The organism is Kineosporia sp. A_224 (assembly GCF_002198655.1).
GTDB lineage: Bacteria > Actinomycetota > Actinomycetes > Actinomycetales > Kineosporiaceae > R-H-3.
On the sequence record NZ_MWLN01000013.1, the window covers coordinates 1 to 4,079 of the forward strand.

The following is a 4,079-nucleotide window of genomic DNA, read 5'->3' on the forward strand; positions in this document are numbered from 1 at the left end:
CCGTTCACCGGCCAGGCCCCGGCGGGCGCGCCCTTCGCGCAGCAGCCCCCTGCCGGTCCGCCGTTCACGCCGTACCCGCTGCCGGCGCAGCCGGCCCGGCCCGCCGGTGGCTGGGCCGCGCCCGACCCGGTCGCGCCGGCGGCCGCCGTCCCCGCGCCCGCACCGGACGGCGACCCGTCGGACCGGGCCTGGAGCGACATCCTCGGCAGCGGCGGCGGCAGCACCGGCGCCGCCGCTCAGCGCCGCCCCGGCCGGACGCCGAAGTACCGCGGCGGACGGCGCTGACCAGGGGCAACCGCACCCCGCGGCGGGCCCGTCCCGCCGGCACCCGCGACGCACCGCCGGACCTCCCGGTCCCCGGCGGTGCGTCGTCACGTCGGTGCAGGTACGGCCCGCCGTGGGCGCACCGGGCTCCGGCACGGCACGATGGACCCATGCGGGACGCCCAGGACCCCGAGCACGCCCCCGGCACCGGTGGCGACACCGGCGCGTTCGGCGCGGACCCGGCCCGCACGCCCCGGCTCCCCGACCCCGCGGACGCCGTCGACGTCGACCCCGAGGACGACCCCGGCGACCCGGTCGAGCCGGCCGACGCCGAGCTGACGACCGTCGTGGCCGCCCGGGACACCACCGGGCACGACCATCACGATCACGACGACGACGACCTGGCCGGCGACCTCGCGGCCGACGAGGCCGTGGACGACGACCCGGCAGCGATCTTCGGCGGCGGCCCGGGTGCCCGCGCCGGTGACGCCACCGCCGGGTTCCGCCGTCTCGCGGCCCGGATCGCCGACGCCGTCCTCGCCCTGACCCCCGAGAGCGCGCCCGGCGGCACCCGCGCCGCCCGGACGGCGCACCTCGCCGACCTCACCCCCGAGGGCGCGGCGCACGCCGACGGGGTTCTCGCCGACGCCCTCGCCGCGCTCGACGCCGTCGACGACACCGTGCTCGACGTCGCGGACGTCGTCGACCTGGAGATCCTGCGGGTCTGGGTCGCCGGCCGGCAGTGGGAGCTCATGGACGCCCCGGCCGGCCACGACGCGCTCCTCCACGTGCCGGCCCGGGTGCTGCCCGCAGCCGGCGACGTCCACGACCTGCCGGCGGGCAGCCCGCTCGACACCGGGGCGCTCGACACCGTCGTCGGGGTGCTGCGCTGCGCGCACGGCCGGCTCGAGGACCTCCCCGAGCGGCTCGCGCACGCCCGCCGGACCCTCACCGGTCTCTCGGCGCCGGTCGTCGACGCCGCGCTCGACCGGACCCGCCGCCTGCACGACGCCCTGCCCGGCCAGCTCGAGGGGCTCGTCGCGCCGCTCGAGGACGCCGACGTCTACGCGCCCGGGCTCACCGCCGCGCTGCGCACCGCCGTCGACGCGCTCGACGAGCACGCCCGCTGGCTGCGCGCCGTCCGGCCGTCGGCGGACGCCGACCCGCGGATCGGCGCCCAGCGCTACGGTGCCCGGCTCTGGTACGGCCTCGACGCCGAGCTCACGCCGGAGGCCCTCCTCGTGCGCGCCGAGAGCGACCTGCTCGGCGTCGAGGAGGAGCTCGCCGAGCTCGCCGGCCTGCTCGGGGCACCGCCCGGGCCCGACGGCGTCCGCGACCTGCTCCGCAGCGTCAGCGCGGACGGCGGCCCGCCGCCGGCCGCCGTCCTCGACGAGGTCGCCGGCGAGCTGCGCGCCCTCGGCCTGGTCACCGTGCCCGACCGGTTCGAGGCCCCGGCCCGCTGCCCGTTCGACGGCCACGACGAGAGCGGCACACCGGACACCCCGGCGCTCGAGGCGGTCGGCGGCGCCCTGCGCCAGGTCGTCGCCGCGCACTGCGGCGTCCCCGGGCACCAGCTCCAGGCCGCGCACGCCGCGCAGGCCGTGCTGCCGACCGCGACCCGGCTCGTCGCACCGAGCCCGCTGTTCGTCGAGGGCTGGGCGGTCGTCGCGGAGAGCCTGCTCACGCTGTCGGACGCCGGCACGCCCGCGCAGCGCGCCCGGCGCCGGGTCGCGCAGCTCGCGCTGCAGCTGCGGCGGGCGGTCCGGTGCGTCGTCGACGTCCGCTGCCACGTCCACGGCCTGTCCGACGAGGACGCTGCGGCGATGCTCGTCGACCGGGCGCACCTCGCGCCGGCGGCGGCCGCGGCGGTCGTCGCGGCGACCCTCGTGCACCCGGTCCGCGGCAGCGTCGGCTACGTCGGCGACCACCTCGTCTCCGACGTCGTGGCCCGGCTCTCCGCCGCCCGCCCGGACGCCGCGCCCCGCACCGTGCACGACGCCGTCCTCGCCCACGGTCCGGTGCCGCCGCGGCACCTCGCCGTCCTGCTCGGGCTCCCCGCGGAGTCCGCCGGACGGCGCTGACCGCCCGGCCGGACCGTCGCGGGGCACCGCACCCGGGACCTGTGTGGTCGGGCGGCGGGCCCCGCACTGGATAGGGTTGGGCCGGTCGGTCCGCCGGTGCACCGGCCGCAGGCGCCGTACGTCGGCGCCGCCCGCACCCGTTCGACCACCCGTGCGCCCCACCCGGGCGCCGTCCCGAGCGTCAACCCTTCAGGAGCAGACGTGGCAAGCATCGAGGCCGTCGGCGCCCGCGAGATCCTCGACTCGCGAGGCAACCCCACCGTCGAGGTCGAGGTCGCGCTCGACGACGGCACCATCGCCCGCGCGGCCGTCCCCTCCGGCGCCTCGACCGGCGCCTTCGAGGCCGTCGAGCGCCGCGACGGCGACACCAGCCGCTACGGCGGCAAGGGCGTCGAGCAGGCCGTCACCGCCGTCATCGACGAGATCGCCCCCGAGCTGCTCGGCTTCGACGCCGCCGACCAGCGGCTCGTCGACCAGGCGATGCTCGACCTCGACGGCACCGACAACAAGGGGTCCCTGGGCGCCAACGCGATCCTCGGGGTCTCGCTCGCCGTCGCCAAGGCGGCCGCGGACTCGGCGAACCTGCCGCTGTTCCGCTACCTCGGCGGCCCGAACGCGCACATCCTCCCCGTGCCGATGATGAACATCCTCAACGGTGGCGCGCACGCCGACGGCGGCGTCGACATCCAGGAGTTCATGGTCGCGCCGATCGGCGCCGAGAGCTTCCGCGAGGCGCTGCGCTGGGGCGCGGAGATCTACCACTCGCTGAAGTCGGTGCTCAAGAGCAACGGCCTGGCGACCGGCCTCGGCGACGAGGGCGGCTTCGCGCCGTCCCTGCCGACGAACCGCGCGGCGCTGGAGAACATCGCCGTCGCGATCGAGAAGGCCGGCTTCGGCCTCGGCACCGACGTCGCGCTCGCGCTCGACGTCGCGGCGACCGAGTTCCACAAGGACGGCTCGTACGCGTTCGAGGGCGCCCAGCGCTCCAGCGCCGAGATGATCGACTACTACACCTCGCTCGTCGACGGCTTCCCGATCGTCTCCATCGAGGACCCGCTCGACGAGGACGACTGGGAGGGCTGGACGGCGATCACGTCCGCGCTCGGCAGCCGGATCCAGCTCGTCGGCGACGACCTGTTCGTGACGAACCCGGTCCGCCTCGCCAAGGGCATCCAGACCGGTGCCGCGAACGCGCTGCTCGTCAAGGTCAACCAGATCGGCACGCTCACCGAGACCCTCGACGCGGTCGCGCTCGCGCACCGCAGCGGGTACCGCTGCATGATGAGCCACCGCTCGGGCGAGACCGAGGACACGACGATCGCCGACCTCGCGGTCGCGACCGACTGCGGCCAGATCAAGACCGGCGCCCCGGCGCGGTCGGAGCGGGTCGCGAAGTACAACCAGCTCCTGCGCATCGAGGAGGAGCTCGACGACGCGGCGGTCTACGCCGGCCGTCAGGCCTTCCCGCGGTTCGCCGGCTGACACCTGCGCGACCGGCACCACTCGCACCACACGTCACACCAGCACCTTCCGCGACACGCTGCAGCGCCCGGGCCGCAATACGGACCCGGGCGCTGCTCGCGTGCCATGGTCGGGTGGGGCCGTCCGACACCCGCGCGGCCGAGACGTTCAGGGGGACGACCGCGATGACCGCACGCAGGCCCGCCGCACCACGACCGGGGCAGGGGCGATCCGCCCCCGGCCGGTCGGGCGGCGGGGCGGATCGCCCCTGCC

2 protein-coding genes and 1 pseudogene are annotated in these 4,079 nt (G+C 77.3%); all 3 read left to right on the forward strand.

The genetic code is table 11. From position 1 onward, the window contains the following. A pseudogene (locus EDJALFJO_RS33905) lies at nt 1-285 on the forward strand (hypothetical protein); the annotation flags it as partial. A gap of 149 nt (nt 286-434) precedes the next feature. Further along, the gene (locus EDJALFJO_RS00270; RefSeq protein ID WP_088281042.1) at nt 435-2,345 is read left to right on the forward strand and encodes a DUF885 family protein; all 1,911 of its coding nucleotides are present in this window, start codon (nt 435-437) and stop codon (nt 2,343-2,345) included. Nucleotides 2,346-2,546: 201 nt separating this feature from the next. Further along, nucleotides 2,547-3,827 (forward strand): phosphopyruvate hydratase, encoded by a 1,281-nt coding sequence (gene eno / locus EDJALFJO_RS00275; RefSeq protein ID WP_088281044.1) that lies wholly within the window; start codon nt 2,547-2,549, stop codon nt 3,825-3,827. Nucleotides 3,828-4,079 lie beyond the last annotated feature (252 nt).